General features: G+C 56.6%; 12 protein-coding genes. 3 read left to right on the top strand and 9 right to left on the bottom strand.

Going from position 1 to position 16,873, the window contains the following annotated elements; genetic code table 11:
* The first annotated feature begins 237 nt into the window (after nt 1-237).
* Nucleotides 238-519 carry a hypothetical protein gene (locus tag ACNJYA_RS10370; protein WP_439402770.1) on the top strand — a complete coding sequence of 94 codons (282 nt, stop codon included), beginning with the start codon at nt 238-240 and terminating at the stop codon, nt 517-519.
* Between the two features lie 898 nt (nt 520-1,417).
* Here ACNJYA_RS10370 and ACNJYA_RS10365 read toward each other — a convergent pair.
* The 3 genes from ACNJYA_RS10365 to ACNJYA_RS10355 form a co-directional block, all read right to left on the bottom strand.
* On the bottom strand, nt 1,418-1,804 hold the full coding sequence (locus ACNJYA_RS10365; RefSeq protein ID WP_109145678.1) for an ectoine synthase: 387 nt from the start codon (nt 1,802-1,804) through the stop codon (nt 1,418-1,420).
* A gap of 1,979 nt (nt 1,805-3,783) precedes the next feature.
* Nucleotides 3,784-4,044, bottom strand: a complete 261-nt coding sequence (locus ACNJYA_RS10360) for a hypothetical protein (RefSeq protein WP_439402769.1) — start codon at nt 4,042-4,044, stop codon at nt 3,784-3,786.
* A 28-nt stretch (nt 4,045-4,072) separates the two neighbouring features.
* Complete coding sequence (locus tag ACNJYA_RS10355; protein WP_109142800.1) at nt 4,073-4,672, bottom strand: GNAT family N-acetyltransferase; 600 nt, start codon at nt 4,670-4,672, stop codon at nt 4,073-4,075.
* A 552-nt stretch (nt 4,673-5,224) separates the two neighbouring features.
* Between ACNJYA_RS10355 and ACNJYA_RS10350 the strand changes: the two genes are divergently transcribed.
* Complete coding sequence (locus ACNJYA_RS10350; RefSeq protein ID WP_109145677.1) at nt 5,225-5,290, top strand: hypothetical protein; 66 nt, start codon at nt 5,225-5,227, stop codon at nt 5,288-5,290.
* Between the two features lie 459 nt (nt 5,291-5,749).
* The gene (locus ACNJYA_RS10345) at nt 5,750-6,265 is read left to right on the top strand and encodes a hypothetical protein (protein WP_439402768.1); all 516 of its coding nucleotides are present in this window, start codon (nt 5,750-5,752) and stop codon (nt 6,263-6,265) included.
* Nucleotides 6,266-6,971: 706 nt separating this feature from the next.
* Here ACNJYA_RS10345 and ACNJYA_RS10340 read toward each other — a convergent pair.
* The 6 genes from ACNJYA_RS10340 to ACNJYA_RS10315 form a co-directional block, all read right to left on the bottom strand.
* A complete protein-coding gene (locus ACNJYA_RS10340) occupies nt 6,972-8,300 on the bottom strand; it encodes a glutamine synthetase family protein (RefSeq protein ID WP_439402767.1) in 1,329 nt (442 codons plus the stop codon).
* On the bottom strand, nt 8,300-9,586 hold the full coding sequence (locus tag ACNJYA_RS10335) for an ATP-grasp domain-containing protein (protein WP_439402766.1): 1,287 nt from the start codon (nt 9,584-9,586) through the stop codon (nt 8,300-8,302). The genes ACNJYA_RS10340 and ACNJYA_RS10335 overlap by 1 nt, the downstream gene beginning before the upstream one ends.
* The gene (locus ACNJYA_RS10330) at nt 9,583-10,452 is read right to left on the bottom strand and encodes an EamA family transporter (protein ID WP_439402765.1); all 870 of its coding nucleotides are present in this window, start codon (nt 10,450-10,452) and stop codon (nt 9,583-9,585) included. The genes ACNJYA_RS10335 and ACNJYA_RS10330 overlap by 4 nt, the downstream gene beginning before the upstream one ends.
* A 162-nt stretch (nt 10,453-10,614) precedes the next feature.
* Nucleotides 10,615-11,433, bottom strand: coding sequence for a gamma-glutamyl-gamma-aminobutyrate hydrolase family protein (locus ACNJYA_RS10325; RefSeq protein WP_439366277.1), 819 nt, complete (start codon nt 11,431-11,433; stop codon nt 10,615-10,617).
* The gene (gene rtxC / locus ACNJYA_RS10320; protein WP_439402764.1) at nt 11,430-12,488 is read right to left on the bottom strand and encodes a dhydrorhizobitoxine desaturase; all 1,059 of its coding nucleotides are present in this window, start codon (nt 12,486-12,488) and stop codon (nt 11,430-11,432) included. Before rtxC ends, ACNJYA_RS10325 begins: the two co-directional genes overlap by 4 nt.
* 31 nt (nt 12,489-12,519) lie before the next feature.
* Complete coding sequence (locus ACNJYA_RS10315) at nt 12,520-14,931, bottom strand: 2-aminoethylphosphonate--pyruvate transaminase (protein WP_439402763.1); 2,412 nt, start codon at nt 14,929-14,931, stop codon at nt 12,520-12,522.
* Between the last annotated feature and the right edge of the window lie 1,942 nt (nt 14,932-16,873).

Here is a 16,873-nt window from a genome sequence, read left to right as displayed (position 1 = left end):
CAGGTGTCTGACTGCGACTGCCTGATCGCCTAAGAGAACCTTGGGCAGAGACATTGGATTCGGATCATACGGCCCAACGTCTAGGGCCCGTGTCACCGCTGACAACTCCTGCGCAGATCCATCCCATCGCAGACAGCCCGCCGAATTTGCCCATCGTTGTCTCGGATCAGAACTTCTGTCCACTAGCGGCTGCGGACAGGCCGCAAGTTTCCCGCTCTCAAGGCCGGTTAAGAGTTCGTGAAAGCCCTCGATCGCGGCATCATGACATTTGAGGTTCAGGGTCAGCGCCGAATCTGTGGGTGCAACCAGCACTTGGCGCTGAACCACGACGTCACCGAGATCAACGCCATGATCGATCCGGTGCCACTTGATGGCATATTCGGTCTTCTGCGCCAGGAGCGCGCAGGACGTCGCGTGCGTCGCCGTGCATCGTGGCAATGGGCCGTCCTGGTATTTGAAAGCACCTCGACGCACTCGCCCAAACACGTCCTGCGGCAATGTGAATGGATGCGCAATTGAGAAGATCCAATCCACCGGCTCAGCCTTTAAAAAGGATGAGAGCTCTTCAATACTTTCCATGCACCGAATGTTCGCACCAATCGCCCACTGAGCAAATATGGAGTCGCCACACAGCGCCGCACCAATGACGTGGTCCATCGCCACAGCCAACTGAGCGCAGCGGATGGCGGGCGTGCCGCTGCCAACAAATACGCTGGAGAAGGTTGATGGCGTGGCAGAATGTCTATCCCGATCGCGTGGATCGTAGGCGATCGCGCGCCCGAGAGAAGATCGAAGCACCATCTTCACACTTTCAGCAGTTCAGCCATCATGCTCGCCTGTCCTATCCAGGCGCGGCACCAAGACAAATCGCTCTCACTGGTTCGGATCTGTTCAGGGCTTAACCTGGCCTGCATTGATGCGACGAAACCTCGCCCCCAGATCCCTCAATCTCCCTGCCAAGCTCCCGCATCACAGTCGCACGCAGTGTCGCAGCTGCCACTCGAAGCGGGCCTAAGTTTCTGGTGAGCCCTCTCATTGAACGACTTCTCCTCTATGCCCTTTAGAGGATTACGCATGTATCGTGCCAAAGGTGAAGTCGACCGCAATCAATGCGATAGCAATAGCGGTGCTATGTCAGCTGTCCCACAGCGTTGCCCGACGTCGTACAATTGAGTGCGCGATCATTCAGCGTAGGCCTCGGGGCTCTCGCCACGTGTTGCGCAGTAAGACGTTTGGACCTGGAATGCCGAAGTGATTGATCAGCTCGGCCGAACGATACTTGGGCCGCGGCTCAGCCGAGACGGTGGCGATGATTTTTTCTGAGATCCGCGCTGTGCGGTGGAAGGCAGTGCTGGATCGCCATCGAATGCTTCCGGCAATTAGCGGTTCATATGAGAGTGACGTGTCTTCGCATCGCTCAATACGTGGATCCTGCCGGGTCGTCGAGCTTGTGGCGCTCGGTTCCGTTAAGGGGTGGGTTAAAGATGCTAACGAGGATCAGGTCCTTATCCCGTCCCCCGCGCAGGAAATGCTTGTCATGCTTGTCAAGCACATACATGTCACCCTTGCGAATGGGAAAGACATTGCCGTCCATATCCTCGACCTCGCCCTCTCCCGCGATGCAGTAGCAGGCCTCGAGATGATTCCGGTATTGCAGAAGCGAAACGGTGTTAGCGCGCACCACGGTGTGGCAGATGCTAAAGCCCATCCCGTCCTTATCCGTCAAAAGGCGGTGGCTAGTACCATTGCCCCAATCTACGAAGTGATTGGTCGCTTCAACGTCGTGCAGGCTACGGACAATCATAGCGTTCGATTTCCTGATGCAGGTTAAAGTGAACATCGCGAAAGCTGGAGGCGGTTGTTCTGACCTGCAAGCGCAGCTTCCGCGCGGTCCTCCAGCGGAAAGGCATGGTATGATCATCTGTGCGTTGCAGGCAGGCAAGAACCTGCCAATTTGATTCGCCACTCCCCCGTGCCGGCTAGCGAAATATCCCCTCTGATCCAACTCGGTCCATGCACTCCTGTTATTGCGTGGGACATGGCGGAACTCCGTCGGAACAACCTCTCGGCGATCGTCGAGAACAAATGCACTGGTCTATCGTCGCTTACGTCCGTACCGCCCAGAATGCTGTTGACGGTTTTGCCGACCACCCGAAGTGTTTCCGATCGCAGTTTTGGCAAGCTCTTTTCCTTCCTTTGCGGTGCCTCGCGGCACGAACAGAGCTCCGGAGCCTCTCAGCTCATAGGGCAAATCCCATGCCGCGGCCGCAGACAGATAAAGGACAACTTTTCCGGTGTTTCAGCCGCCTAGCGAGTGGAAGGATTCGGTCGGGTGGTGTAGCATCTCTGACAAACTGCCAAGAGATATGGCTGAATGCGAGCAAGCCCGCGAACCACCACCGGTCGGACAGTGCGGCTTGTTAATCCCGCGCTGTTGGTAGGCATTTAATACGATTGCCTCAGACGTTCGGCAGACGTAACGCCCTTTCCTGTCGAGCTGATGATCGTCCTTGCTCATCGCCAGGAGCGCATCATTCGTGATGCTGTGCATCGATGCCAGGTCAACCGCTCTCGAGCGTCCTTCGGAGAATTGTCTCGGCCATCCATTACTTCCCCTTCCTCCAGCGTCGCTTGGGTCTCACGCAAGTCCGCCCCCACCCACGCAGCCGTCCTGGGCGCCAAGCCGCAGCTCGCGGCGTCAACGATTGTCAGCGCGGCATAGCAGCTGTCAGATGTCCGCAGCGGGAAGAATGGGTCCTTTGCCGAAGGGGCGGCTAATGATCGACAGCGCGTCCGGCGCGGCGAAGATGGGGTTTGCGCGCGTAGCCGGCACGCTCTTTCAAGACCTTATTCTCGACTGGTGTTGCTCGCGAGGATACAGGCACCGCAATACTGAGAAGCGCGGCCAGACGCTTGACGGTCAGCACCGGCGAATGCGACAGAACATGAAGTGCGCGCGGACTGGCTGAGCCGTGGCAAAACTTCCGTCGCTTCCGCCATAATCGCCAAGTGCAGACAAAGCGTCGCGGGTTTTCAGGAGCTCATCTGTGGTGAGGGCGATCGCACTCCGCCATGAATCAGGCCGCTTCACGCCATTCGAGGCTCTGCTGAGCTGCCTTGAGCGGTTACAAAAAGCTGTCTTGCGGGCTTCAATGTACCGCGACAGGTAAACGGCACCATTTCCTTCAGCGGCGATCATCAATGGCAAAAGCAGGCGGCCAACGCGGCCGAACAATCGGTGTACGCGCTGCGCGATCCGCTCAAAGTGGCATCAACGTAGTTCGAAGTTCGCAGCAGCCGCTGAACGTGCTCTTAGCGCGCTAAAACAATCCCGAAGGACGGGAGCGACAGACAACATGTGACCACTAAGCATTGTCGAGTCAACACCGGGGAGAGAATCTAAGGCGGTTCTCGGGTTTTGGAACGGTGCATATGGCCCGCACAGAGCCGAATCAGAATGAATGCAACTCTCTTCAAGTCCGGCGCCATGTGAGGCTTCGCGAACCTTGCTGACGTTGTCCTTGCCCTCCTTCATTGTGGTCCCAATGTTTGCTACCACAATCGCTGACCGATGTCGAAAGCGGTCGCCTTTCGCGCAAGATCGTCATAGGCAATTTCTCCACTGCAGCCGGACTGCACTACAGCATGCTCGAGTCGGAGAAGCCGAACAGCCTTCCTCACACTGTAATGTCTGTCACTCGAGAAGTATCCTAGTCCATCTGGAAACAGTTCTCGACCGAGATATAGCCCATACGCATTTCTTTCAGCCCCTGCACTCGTAACTTAACCCCAAGCTTCAGAAGGAGCCGCTCGGAGTAGCTTGGTAAAAAACTCGATGACTTCGCATTCCAGAAGACGGGAGCTGATCCGATAGGATTGGGGGCCAAAGGGGCCGCCGAAATTGTTGCCTGAAACAGTCATGAAACGCCACAACGATTCGTAGCTGAATCCTTTAGCGAAGGGATAACCAAGGAAGGTTTCGTTCGCTGCCTTCATAGTCTCAAATAGATCATCAATACGTCTTTCGTGTTGTTGATCAACCATCAAGAGCCCCTGCGAACATTTCAAGCGATCACGCTTTGGGTTGGCGTAACATGGGGAAGAACGGTGGAGAACCGCCGACTTGGACTTCCGTCAAAACACTCCAACCTTGTTGAGCATAAAGTCGCATCGCGTGCGGACTGGTCGCCTCCAAGTGCACAGGTCTCTGCGCGGCATCTGAGATCTCGGTTGCGTGCCGAAGAAGATGTCGTGCGAGCCCTGATCGCTGATGTATGGGATCAATGGCTACCATGGTCACGTACCAATGCGGCTGATGCGGATTGTACTTACCGAAAGTTTCGAAAACTCTTTCGGTTTCGGAACGCCGGTGCGCAGGAACGCTTTTCAGAAGGAATTCCATCATGCTGGTGTTGTCGCGCTTTTCGCCAGCTGTGTCCCATAAGATCGCCCCCTTGTCGCCGTCGTTAAGGTATGCGCCGCTCGAATATGGACTGCCGCAGTAATGCTTAATAAATCCGTTAAAATGCTGCAGGTACTCCCGCGGTTCAGGGTACAGCCACCTCAACAAAGGACACATCGTAAATGCGGTTGTTAGGATCGCAAGGACTCTAGAGTGGTCCTGAAGATCGATAGTCTTGATCGATAGTGCATCCCCATTGGTGGATTGCATAGTGCCTCCTTGCGCTGCCAGTGCCGAAATTGTGGCCCTACCGATCTAGCGCTTTGAATGCACCGACCGCGTCGCCAAAAAACTGCGGTAGCAAAAGCCAGGCCAACGAATTGTGCGGCTCGTCTTGCTTCTTGGAGTGGAATGTCTTCTTCGCGACAGGACGAGACGCGGTTGCCGTTGGGAAGCTAGCGCTTGCGAAAGCGCTAGCCCGGGCTGGCTGATGCGCAACAGCCACCCGGGAATCGCCTGCCGTGAGATTTTCGGCACGAATATGGGCCGAGCGGTCCTGTGGGCCGCGAAGGCTCGGAGAGAGTCGTAAGGATCGCCGGCTTCGGCGGCTGTTCTGCCCGGCCAGCGATCCGCCCAGCTCAACAGGATCATCCTGCGGCGCGGCTTCCTCGCCTCACCGGGAGTTAGCGGCCTCCGGGCGGCAGGAGAGCGAAGGATCGTTTAAAGCCGTAAATATCCGTACCAGGTTGAGTGAGATGGTTCACTCTTTAGACGCTCGGCATTTACCCCGCGAGGACCCCGCAGCAAATTGCAGATGCTGTGATGTTTCTCAGCTCGAGCTTGGCTGACCACATCCATGGTCAAACCATCCTCGTCGATGGCGGATAGACATTGGGTGTCTCCACTCAACCCTAACCGCAGGCCATAAAATCGAATGCCTTCAACCTAGCTTTACCAAGCATGAGGAGGTGGCGAAGCCATACATCGTGATCGCCAGGTCGCAGCAACAGCGCGGCGGCATCGCGTATGACTGACCTTATGCCTAGGCCGAAGGTTTCCACCTTGAAGTCGTCTCGACGGGGGCACGGCGCCATTGGATGTTGCTAAAAGCAGCGGATCGTCCCTGAGAGCTATGACGGTCGACGTCTGGTGTTGGCGATCGGGCGACGTAAGCGGCTGCGTCTGAAACTCGACGAAACGATGAGCGATTCCACACGCTGGCCTAGGCTATGCGACCTTACTCTGGCCTAGGCCGACCGGATCGTTTCTGGAGGCACGTAAATTGCTGGATAACGAGCAGGAGCTCGCGCAAGGAACGCAAGCCGCAGCGACTATCTCGGAGTTCTAATGAGGCTGATCCGATTAATCCTGTTCCACCTGGCTTTGATGCTGCTTGCACCTGAATTTTCAGACCCAACGAGTGCTGCCGCTGGCGCAGGTCCTTCGAGCGTCAAAGCTGTGGCGACATTCAAGCAGAACGGTCCCGGAGAGGTGCTATCAAGCTTCAGGACTGGCGGCTCCTACGACAGCCAAACGACGCTAGCCGCCCCCAGTCAACCGGCGGACAACTTCCGGCCGGTCAAGCTGGCTGGCAATTCCGCGGGGCTGGAACCCGGCCTTATATGCATGATCCGCACGCCCCAACGCCCGACTGGCAATTTCCTCGATGACGCTGATAGGATTAACATCCCCCTCGTGACGTACGGCATGTGCAATCCTGCCGGTCCGCCTTTTAACCTCTTAGCTGCAGAGACGCCGACCTCAAGCAATACAGCTACCCTCGGCGGGATGCTGGTTGTCGCTTTTCTGACTATTCTTGTCGCTATTTTGGTAGAAATAAACGGCCCAAGTGCGGGCACGTGAGGGAAGCAGATCTGAGCTATATCGCAGCCGCCGTTCAGCTGACCTCCTGCAACTATTCACTAGTCTAGTTGCGATCCAGCGTTCATGCCGACGGACCCACGGGAATCTGTCGTCCTCCAGGGTACGGCAAGACCACCCTCATACGCTGCATTGCCGGGATCCAGCGTCTGACGTGGAGTCTGCTGGGTCGCGCACTCATCTACGTCTCATCGCGGGTATATTTCAACGGCCGCTTCTTCTCATTTGTCTGCGAAGCGTACTCTCCTGTAGAGCGCGTCATCGCGGCGCTGGAGGGATAATCCTTTACGCATCTTCGCGAAATAGACCAAGCAGCATTTCTCGCTCTCATGAATCCAGGACCAAAAGCGATTGGTCCTTCTTCGCTGGCAGTGAATTCAGAGCGCCGCGCGGAACGCGTCCTGGTCAGCACTGATCTACGCCAACCTCGTCGCGCGCGCGGAGCTCCGCGGTTCTACAGCGTCGCGCGTCACTACTCTTCGGCTTCGCTCCACTGGACAAATATTGCCCTTTTGTCTTCCTTTGAATCAGTCGAGCGCATCTTACCTGCATCGCACCGAAGCAATCGCAATTGCGGCCACAGAGCAGTTGGCAGCAGACCTCATCAGCTCCCCACGGTTCTCCCCTAACAAGAGGAGCGCCCTTCACAGGCTGCGAGAGGAATGAAGCACTGAACCGTCAAGACCAGCTAGATGATCTCGAAGTATCTCCGACGTTCAAAGTCGGTCACTCGATTTTGAACGGCGTCCCATTCCCAACGGCGCGAGCAAGAAAACGTTTCAACAAACCTTTCTCCGAAAACCTCGTTCGCTGCTTCCGACTGTGCAAAACGAGAAGTTGCCTCTGATAGGCTTTGAGGTAGTCTTGCGGTCATTTCCACGCTTGCATCACCGGCGATCGACGCGGGTAGTGCCACACATGTCTCGACCCCCAATATTCCGGAACCAATGGCACATGCGAGCGCAAGATATGGGTTTACGTCTGCGCCTGCCAGCCGATATTCCAGACGATGGACAGAAGGCTCTCCCGAGATAACGCGAACCGCGCAGGAACGGTTGTCAAATCCCCAGCTTGGACAGATTGGTGCCCAGCAGCCAGGCACCAACCTCTTGTAGCTATTGAAGTTCGGCGCAGCGAGCACACAAAACTCGTTCATGTAGTTCAATTGTCCGGCGATGAATTGCCTCATAAGCTTTGAGACGTGGCCCACCGCATTGCTGTCGTGAAACGCATTCTGACCGCCCGAGGACATCGAAATGTGAATATGGCCGGACTGGCCCGGCCAATCCTCGGAAACCTTGGCCATAAATGTAGCCATCATGCCTCGCCTTTGCGCCCATGCTTTTATCATCGACTTGAATATGGTTGCTCGATCGGCAGCTTCCAAAGCATCACAATGACGAAGTGACGCTTCGACCACGCCCGGTCCCGTTTCGAAGTGCAGCCCGCTGAGAGGTATTCTAGCTTTTTCACAAAGGGCCAAGATCTCATCGAACAGCTCATGTTGAGCAACAGAGCGCATAATCGAGTAGCCGAACGCACCCCGCGTTAAAGGAACCCATTCGCTGAACGGCTTATCCTCAATTGTATCGGCGTTCTCCTTGAACAACATGAATTCAAACTCGAATCCGACAGCGCATCTGTATCCGAGGTCAGCAGCCCTTCTCAGGACCTTACGCAGAACACCTCGCGGGCAGATGTTCTCATGTGCGCCAATGAACTCGGCGAGGTAGAGATATTGATTACCGACATCAGACACCGAGCGGCCGGTGGCAGACAGAATACGCAGATCAGCATCCCCAAATGCTGTTAATGGCTGCTGCGTGAAACTGATCGGAATGACCCGATCCGAACAATCCCACGCCAGCACTGCTTCAGAGAACTTGATGACTTTATCTCGACCCGAGAGATCTTCACCTAAGACGTGTTTGCCTCGCAACACACCGTCGAAGTCGCTTACGCCGATCATCGCCGCGTGGGCGGGAACGGCTGCGGTCAAGGTTGCTTCAGTTGCCATCACTGGCTATCCCGCGCCACCAATTCGAACACCTGGTCCATTCGCATTGCTCGCAACTCGCGATAGTCATCGTCAAGCTGACTCTCGTCGCCATTCACGAGATAGACGATGCCTGGTGTCGACGCCAAATCGATGGTCGGAACCAGCTTTTCACCAATTGGAACGAATGCAATGGCATCCGCAAAGCTCGGGAGCTTGCGGATTGCTTCGAGTCCCGGGTAGCCGGCAACGACACCGCCCCTGTCGGAGATCAGGGAGACACATAGTGCGTGCGCCGTCCGCTTGTACGGCCCGCGCATGCTCATGTACTCACCAAAGCCTTCGGGATTTGCGTAGCGCCAAGCGGTCAGCGTGATATGGTTGTGCCCCAACGCCATGGTTCGTGCTTTTGCCGACATAGTCCCTTGAAGCCTCGCCCCGAAGTCCACCAGAACGGGCCCCCGATGATCGACAATGATCTCGGCATGAGCCGGTCCCTCGAGGATCTGAAGTGCCTGCAACGCACGTTTCAGGTAGTTAGTGAGCTCCTGAACGATAGGTTCGCTGCCGTCCAACAATCTCTCGAGTGAGCAGACCGATGATGCCCCCTCGACAGGAACGGTGTCATAGGTCCAGGCCTCCGTAATGAAGGCATCTCCGTGGATCGAGACGGCGTTTACGGTGTATTGTTGACCGTTAATTTTTTCCTGCCCGAGGGCAAAACGATTCAATGCTCCGACACGGTTCGTCTTCCCGATAATCGTTCTTAGAGCACGCTGAATATCGGAATCTGTCGAGCAAAAGAATACGTCCTCGGTGCCCGTACTGTTCAGAGGTTTGATCACAATCTCGTCGAAGTTCGCCTCGCGCTTCCAGCTTGCGATCTCTACAGCATTGTCAGACACGATTTGTCTGATCGATCGCACACCGGCATAGGTCAGCGCGCAAGACAATCGTGCTTTGTCACGCCGAGCCGCCGATAGCGCGGTCCCGTTTGAAGGTAAGCCCAGCCGCTCGGACAACGAATCGGCGAGTTCGACTCCAGACTCGCAACCCGCGATAACGAATTCAACTTCTCTGCCATGTAGAGCCTGAAGATGATACTCAACGACCTCATCATACCCCATGCGTTCACCGGGGCGCATGACCTCATCGTACAGATCCGTATCGAAATGCGCTTGGAATATGGGTGGAATCTGTGCGGCCGACATCACATGCACGGTCCCAATTCCATAGCGCTTGAATTCTTCGGGTAGGTAGCGGCCGGTAGAGTATGCGTCCACAACTACACATTTCCGTTCTTTCATGCGGATCTCCGATACTGCAAGTAGATGTTGCTGACAGCGATAGCCGTAATGAGGACATTTCCAACGAACGTATGTGACGAATGCACGATGCGAGAATCGAAGTACTGGAACAGGAAGGTGACGATGGGGGCGGTGGACAGGACCATGTTGACGGTGAAGGGCTCTACGCGGCGAATGCCCTCCTGAATCAAGAGCAAAGGCAAAACGATTGTCGACAGCCCAATTGCTGCGATCGGAAGCCAATGCTGCGAGATCTCAGGCACGATAGATGAATAGTCGACCAGCCCCAGCAGCAAGAGAATGGTTCCATAAAAGCGATGCGCCAGCACTTGTCGGCCGGAAAACCCACGATCGAACAGCACCTTGACAAGTATATTTGTAAGGGCGAGCGATAGGCCGGCCAGGATGGCCAAGACGATGCCAAAGGACGATCGAGCCCCCCACTGCACGCCCGCATTGCCGCTGGCCGAGATCCAAATCATGTAAGTCCCGATCGTCGCAATCGCAGCGCTCACGACAATATCGGATGTTGGCGGGGCGCCCCTGCGCCTGATCAGGGCGTTTAACCACACTGTTGCGGCAGGCCCCAACGCCACCATGAAAGCGGCCACGATCGCAGGTTCAGCGTATTTCAGTCCTATAAATAGGCCGATCCAGCTGATCGCCGTCACGACGTTAAGTGCGACGAAGACCAGGAGCGGCCATTTACCGGCTCTTGCTTCGCCTCCCTCGTGGCGAGCGAAGAAGTTGAACGTCAGACAAACCACTGCGAAAGACAGCAGGAGCGCCACGAAGACATCGGCTTGCTGAAAATACGATGCCGCATAAACCTCGCCTGCCGCGCTCAGAACGACATAAAGCGCCACAAAGAACACTCCTAGAACGAAGCCACTCGTCAAGCGTCCACCCTTTTTGTGCCCGCGAGGCCGGGCGGAGCTCTCGGAAGCCCAGGCGCGTGCGTCGGTTTCGGAGGGCGGCCCCTTCGGCTCGCGCGAGCCGCGTTTCGTTTGCAATATCACGATCTGCCTCTAGCCGTTCTTAGTCCGGCAGTACCCAACACACGCCTCTCCAAATGCTTTGAACAGTTGCTTGCTGAGGAGGTCGGTTGAGACGTGCCATTCGGGGTGCCATTGCACGCCGATTTGCAGCGTCGGAGCGCCAATCACTGAAGCTGCCTCGACCAGACCGTCAGGCGCCCACGCCTCGCCCCTCAGCGCTGGGGCAAGCGTCTCGATGCCTTGATTGTGCAGCGAGTTGACTTGCGCTTCGATCATCCGCGCGATTGGAAAGAGTGCGCCATCGGATGATATCCTGACGGGGTGCGCGGCATCGTACTGACGGTCCCTGGGACGATCTGGCTTCTCGGCATGCATGGCGCCGCTTTCTCGCCTCCACTCCGCAAGCGATGGGCGGAGTGTGCCGCCAAAATAGACGTTGAGTTCCTGAAGCCCACGGCAGATGCCCAGAATAGGCATTCCGAGGGCGATGGCGCTCTCTATGGCTGCGGCAGAGAGCCTGTCCCGCGGACGGTCAAGGATCCCAGCCTCAACATCCTGCCGATCAAAATCCACAAAGGACGCGGGCGCTGACAGAACGGCGGGGTCCACGTTCGATTCATCCCCTGTCAAGACCAGACCGTCGAGCCGGCGCATGATGGCCGGGGCGACTTCGTCCCTAGCATCTTCCGCGTCGACGGTCGGCAATACGACGCAAGCCACTCCCGCATGACGATGGAGTGCCTGCACGTACTTGCGTCGTAACCAGTCGCGATGCACACCATCGACCAGAAGACGGTTCGAAGTGACGGCGACAACGGCTTGGGTGCGCTCGGGCTGTTGCAACCTCACGCCACCTCGCCTCGCGTGCGAACGCCGGCAACGGACTGCTCATACAGCCGTCGATTTCGCTCTTTCAACTGAGTTATGACGCTAGGCTGACCTTGAGGCCCCGCGACAAAGAGCCCGCCCCAGGTGGCGGCGACCTTCGCGTAGTTCGGATCCTGCATTCGGATTTTCTGAGCCTTGCGCAGCAGCCAAAACGGGATGCCGGGTGAAAGGTGGTGCTCAAGGTGGTACTCATCGAGATTCTGCCCTAGGATGGCTCGTTCGAGGAAGCTTCCTTTCCGATTCCTGGTGAGATAGACGTTCTGCGTCTCTGTTTCGCACATGGGTGAGTGCTCAGCGAGTTCGATAAACCAGCCGAGAACCTGAAACGTAGTTAGATAGGGCACGATCCAAAACAGGACGACGATATGGAGCAGACCAAGAGCATATGACCCGGCCAGGATGCTGAACCAGAACAAATAGAAGCCATACCTGTCGACAAGTATGCCTGAGCGGCTCTGATCTTCGGTCTCTTCGATCGAAAACCGATTAGTCCAAAGATACTTCAGATACGCTACTGTCGCGCCGCCGAAGATCGGCTTCCAGATGATGTTGAAAGCGTATCTCTCAGGAGGCTGTACATCGTAGACGCCGCTGGCCAGGAAAAACTTCAGGTCGGGATCCTTGTCCGGGTCGCCGAGATAGGGATGATGCAAGTAGACATGTGAAATCCGGTAGGCCCAGTGCCGTTGGAACAAGGGATAGGAAGCGAACAGAATGCCCAGTACATAGTTCCAGGTCGTATTCTTCGCGAGCGTGCGGTGAGCCGCATCGTGAGCGATGGTGGTCAATCCGCGTTGATAGGCACCGATCAGGAGAACGGCCAGCGGGTAGAGCCACCACGAGACAGACACGGTCGCAAGCGTGCACGCTGTGATGACAGCGTAATCTTTCGCAATGTAGGCCGCCCCCGTGATATTGTCCGGCCTTAGCTCCGAAAGCTGCTTATTGATCTCCCGACTGAATTGAACGGCCTCATAGCGTGATGACCTCAGTTTCCAAGCGTCTGCCTGATTCATGAGAACCTCTTCCTGATCGCCTTGCGGGTTGTCAGATTGCGGAAAGCGCCTTGTCCAGATCGCGCAAGATGTCGTTAACATCTTCGATGCCGACACAAAGCCGGATTGAGCCACCAAATATGCCGGCGGCTTCGCGCTTTTCCCGCGGGACAGTGGTGTGGGTCGTCGAGACAGGATGAGTCACGAGCGTGCGGGCATCTCCCACATTGGAAACGTGATACATCAAGTCAACGTTCTGGATGAACTTGCGCCCGGCCAGTTCGTCTTCCACTTCGAACATGACCATCGCCCCATGTCCGTATGTGGTGTTGAGTGTCTGATCGACGATTTCCCGATCGGCGCCCTCAAAGAGCCCCGGGTAGAAGACGCGACGCACTTTAGGATGCTCCTTTAGAACGCCGGCGACGATCCTGGCATTCGCGCAGTGCTGCTTCATGCGAAGCGGCAGCGTTTCAAGTCCTTGGATTAGTTGAAAGCTCGCAAACGGGGCGATGGCCGCACCCGTATCGCGCAACCAGGTCATGCGAGCCTTTAGGAGAAACTCGCTCTTTCCTAGATCATCGACTTCGCGCACAGCGTTGTGCCAGACAATTCCGCCATGCGCTTCGTCGGGACCGTTGAACAAGGGAAAGCGAGAGGCTCCCCGATAGCTAAACTTGCCGCTGTCAACGATTAGTCCGCCGAGGGTCGTGCCATGACCGGATATGTATTTTGTTGCAGAGTACGTCGTAACTGCAGCGCCCAGGTCTGACGGCCGACATACCAATGGCGTGGTCGTATTGTCTACGACCAGAGGCACGCCGTACCTTCGGCCGATTTCCGCCAGCTGTTTGACGGGGAGCGGAATCAGACAGGGATTCGAAATTACCTCTCCGAACAGGCAAATCGTGCGATCATCAATGGCACGTTCGAACGTCTCGGGCCTTCGAGGATCTGCTGTCCTCACGCTGATTCCCAAACGCTTTAAGGTGTTGTGGAGCAGGTTCCAGGTATTGCCATATAGATACGGAGAGGCAACGATATTGTCTCCCACTTCGCCGCTTGAAAGGTTGACGATAGCAAGGAACGTCGCCGCTTGACCTGACGCAACGGCGAGCGAGTCGCTGCCCATGTCGACGGCGGCGTAGCGCTTCTCCAGCGCGCGAGTCGTCGGATTGATAATCCTCGTGTAGGTGAACCCATCCGCCTTGACGTTGTAGACGTCAGCGATGTGACTTAGATCGCCATCGAGTTCATAAGCTGTATTCTGGTAAATCGGCACTGCGACGGCTTTCGTCACCGGGTCGCGTCGATAGCCCGCATGCAGAACAGCAGTCTCGGCGCAAAGCCGCAGCTGCCGCTCTCCAGCTGCTTGAGCCGGTATCTTTAGGCGCGCCCCATATGCCTCTAGGCCCGACGCCGGCCGTGCTGACCGAGCCTGACCGGATCGGAAATATGAACGAAAGGCGCATCCCAACTGCTCAATCCAGCTGGATTGGATTTCCCCAATGCAACCGACCCGAAAGCTCCGCGTCGCAAGATGCAGCTTCGAGTAGACGTAAAGATTATGGGCCGCCAAGTGGCGATACAGCCCATCGAATCCTGGCTGGTCCACTATTCCGGGCGGCGCACTGAAGGCAACACAGACCGGGGACTGCAACTCGGGGGACAACAACGGAGCCACTATCCCTTCGAGTTCCTTGATGAGGTCGTCTCTGACCTTCTCGTACCTCAAGCGCCTGGCATCGATGCCTTCTTCGTGCAGAATCTTCAAAGCCATTGTCGTTGCCTGAACGACGTGGGTTGGAGGGGTCGACCGCCACTCACCCGTGCGCTCGAGCGAGCGCCATTGATCTCTCACATCGAGCACAAACGATCTCGGTTCTTGAGTCGCATTCTCTAGTAGCTCGCGCGAGGCGATGACGAACGCTACTCCAGGCGGCCCTTCTATGCACTTGTTGCTCGATGTGACCAGTACGTCAGGTCCACGCTGGCTCAGATCGATATTGAGGCCGCCGAAGGAACTCATCCCATCGATGATGGTGTTTACGCCACGTCGCCTCGCCACCTCCACGATCTCGTGCAGTGGATTGATGATTCCGGTTGTTGTCTCACAATGCACGAAACACAGGTGCGTAACGCCGGGATTTCGGCTTAGATACTCGCCGATCTCTTCCGGATCCAACGGATCCGTCGCGCGCTTGACAAGCTTCAGTGCTTCGACACCCCACAGCCGCAAAATTTGAAGAATGCGCTCGCCATAGACGCCGTTTACGCAAACGAGCGGCCTGTGGGCTCGGGACACAAATGAAGAGAGGGCCGCCTCCATTGCAAAGGAGCCACCTCCTTGAATAGGGACCACCGAATATTCCTCAGCGTTTCCCAGCAAGCTGAGCATCAGCCGCCTCATGCAGGCGGTCACCTCCTTGAACTCGTCATCGCGAGACGCGAGATCAAGCTGCATCTGGCTCCTGACCGCCAGCGATAACGATAGTGGACCAGGCGTCAGCAAAGACCGCTGTCTTGTCAAACCATTCCTCCTAACATTGTATTGGTCGATGACCTGGAGTACGCACAGCAGGGAGCGCTGGGGCGCGCGTCCCATTCCTCATCAACAGCTTCGAATGAAGCGACATGTATCGCAGACCCGCTTCATGTCCGCGGCCTTAACGGCTGTCGGGTGACAACCTCCCTATCTCATCGCGGATGAGAGCGATGTTTCACAAAGCTCCTCATTGATGCCCTTCAGACCTCTGACTTAGCCTTTGGCACTAAACGCTCGGTCGCAACCGGCGCCGTACTAACGCTCTCATCCACTGTCACGTATGTGCAAGCTTGAGCGCGGTCGCCCTCTTGCAGCTATGAAGCGCCAGTCGGCTGACGATTTACGTGCGAGCCTGTCCGGTCAGGCACTCTTTACGCTAACCAGGCGATGAGACAGGAGTCCACGTGCCCGCATGATCAACGCAAGGCACACTCGATAATCATGGTTTGCAGCGGGAGTCTAATGCGTTGCTTGGGACTTGATACATTTGCACTCCGTCGCTGGTTGGAGAATCTCGGATCATGATGGCTGCCGATTTCGAAGATCGTACAACTTGACGTTACGGGCGGTTCAACCCTCTCCTGGGATTTTCTCACGTGAATTTTTCGTGACGTAATCCTATTTGGCGGCGACAAGCTGACGTAAGCAGCAGAGGACAGAGGATTCACAGCGCGGGTTGAACGTTGAGAGTTCAATTTTGACCTATCGCAAGCATTCCGCCTGCAAGCGCGGGCCGGGCCGAATTGGGGCTAGTCGTCCCGTTTACGTGCCATCCAGGCCAAAGCGCCATATGCTCGGAGCTTCTCCGCGGTGCCGGCAAGATCACTCCTGCATCGCTTTGCTGTTATCAGGTCCTTTCGCTTGAATAGGGCGAACTTTGCCGCCCGCAGTCGAGCCTCAACTTGATGGCGATCGAGCGATCCTGGATGCTGGCCGCTTAGCAAGGATCAGTGCGACACCTTTCGGCGAGCGGCCGTGCGACAGAGCATATTGTCCTGATTTGCTAGGAGGCGTCGACCCGCGTTCAAATGAGTGGCGACGCGGGTCCATCTCTCAAATCGATCGCTAGGTCGGCTGCATCCATTGTTCGCGCTACACGTCGCTCGCCGCGGGACCTCTCACCGAGCGATCATGGCGGCGGTCAAGGTACCGTGATTTACAGCGGTCCAAACGCCTGAGCTGGCGAGCCAGGCATCATCAGCGGTGAGCGCTAGTACCTCGCCCATGAGGCACTCTAGTTGACGATAGTCACTTCCGATCCGTTCTGCTCGCTTTGATTACTCCGCATGCCCGCTCGTTGATGTGCACTCGCGTTCTACGCCGTCTACATTGCGGTCAAGCGCGTCGATGGCTGACCAGATCGGCTCATCGAGAGATCATTCTTTGTCGCTGCCAGCGATGAGCTCCCTTTCCTTTTCTGCCGCGTCAATTGCCGCCCTCATGGCAAGCAACGATGGGAGGGCGGACTGGAGCATGACGCTAACACGCGACGGAGCTCCTTCGCAGGATGGCTAATGTTCGCGGCAGCGTTGCCTCGCGATGCGAAGGTACTGGGCGTACGCCGACGGTGTTCGCCTACGAGCGGCGGCCAAAAGGAAGCAAGCTTGCCGGACGTTACCATAGGCCACGACAGGATGGATCGCGACCGATCTCGCTTCAGATTGGTCAATATACCTGGAGTAAGCCCAGGCTCGCCGGATAGCCAGCCCGGAAAATCGCGCCCCGAGCTTTGGACCGTGTGGGAGATTGAAGCCAGCCGATTCGCGCCCCCGGCTCGGCTTGAAGGGCAGCTCGGCGTGTCCTTCGCCGCACGCGCAACAAGAGCGCCAAGCAAACACTCAACCTAGAGGAAGTCGGACTT

This window comes from Bradyrhizobium sp. BLXBL-01, assembly GCF_051853025.1.
Classification (GTDB): domain Bacteria; phylum Pseudomonadota; class Alphaproteobacteria; order Rhizobiales; family Xanthobacteraceae; genus Bradyrhizobium.
Note: the sequence above shows the minus strand (reverse complement) of the source record. Positions and strands in the feature narration are given on the sequence as shown.

Coding starts and splice junctions, on each gene's coding strand:
- ACNJYA_RS10365 (WP_109145678.1), bottom strand. CDS start 1,804: ATGATTGTCCGTAGCCTGCACGACGTTGAAGCGACCAATCACTTCGTA.
- ACNJYA_RS10355 (WP_109142800.1), bottom strand. CDS start 4,672: ATGCAATCCACCAATGGGGATGCACTATCGATCAAGACTATCGATCTT.
- ACNJYA_RS10315 (WP_439402763.1), bottom strand. CDS start 14,931: ATGCAGCTTGATCTCGCGTCTCGCGATGACGAGTTCAAGGAGGTGACC.
- rtxC (WP_439402764.1), bottom strand. CDS start 12,488: ATGAATCAGGCAGACGCTTGGAAACTGAGGTCATCACGCTATGAGGCC.
- ACNJYA_RS10360 (WP_439402769.1), bottom strand. CDS start 4,044: ATGGTTGATCAACAACACGAAAGACGTATTGATGATCTATTTGAGACT.
- ACNJYA_RS10340 (WP_439402767.1), bottom strand. CDS start 8,300: ATGGCAACTGAAGCAACCTTGACCGCAGCCGTTCCCGCCCACGCGGCG.
- ACNJYA_RS10345 (WP_439402768.1), top strand. CDS start 5,750: ATGAGGCTGATCCGATTAATCCTGTTCCACCTGGCTTTGATGCTGCTT.
- ACNJYA_RS10335 (WP_439402766.1), bottom strand. CDS start 9,586: ATGAAAGAACGGAAATGTGTAGTTGTGGACGCATACTCTACCGGCCGC.